The following is a 481-nucleotide window of genomic DNA, read 5'->3' on the forward strand; positions in this document are numbered from 1 at the left end:
AAGGGCCCCATGAACAGCGTCTACGTGATGCAGAAGGAGAACGCTCAGCTGCAGGCCGAGGTAACCTCGCTGAAACGCACGAACGCCCAGCAGGCCGAAACGAACGCGCTGCAGAGCCAGGAGATCGCCGAACTGAAGGCCGACATGGAAGAATTGAAGCGTCTGCTGCGGGCGTCGAAACGCAAGTAACGCTGACGGCCCGAGCAGCACGCGCAACGAGAACGGTATGAGCGACGAGAGCGCGACGCAAGCCGCGCGGGAGAGGGCGGATGTTTTTTCGTCCGCCCTTCTCTTTCGTTTTTCGGTTTTCCGGCGCGGTCCGTGGTTTGGATATGTCATACCGTGATGTCACGGATCTGGAAACGGATTTTTATTTATTCGAGGAGGTTTTTTTAATGAAACGCGTGATGAAATCGATAATTTCCCTGGCGATGTTCGCGTCGCTGTCCGCGGCGGTGTTCGCCACGGAGATCGCCGTGGT

Annotated in this window: 2 protein-coding genes; both read left to right on the forward strand. The window is 57.2% G+C overall.

Annotated features, from left to right (window positions below):
* On the forward strand, positions 1-189 hold a 189-nt coding region (locus tag D7D26_RS12425; RefSeq protein WP_199674795.1), incomplete at its 5' end, for a hypothetical protein.
* A gap of 80 nt (positions 190-269) precedes the next feature.
* Positions 270-481 (forward strand): hypothetical protein (locus D7D26_RS12700; RefSeq protein ID WP_233543581.1); only part of this gene is annotated, 212 nt, incomplete at its 3' end.

Source organism: Pyramidobacter sp. CG50-2, assembly GCF_003612005.1.
Lineage (GTDB): Bacteria > Synergistota > Synergistia > Synergistales > Dethiosulfovibrionaceae > Pyramidobacter.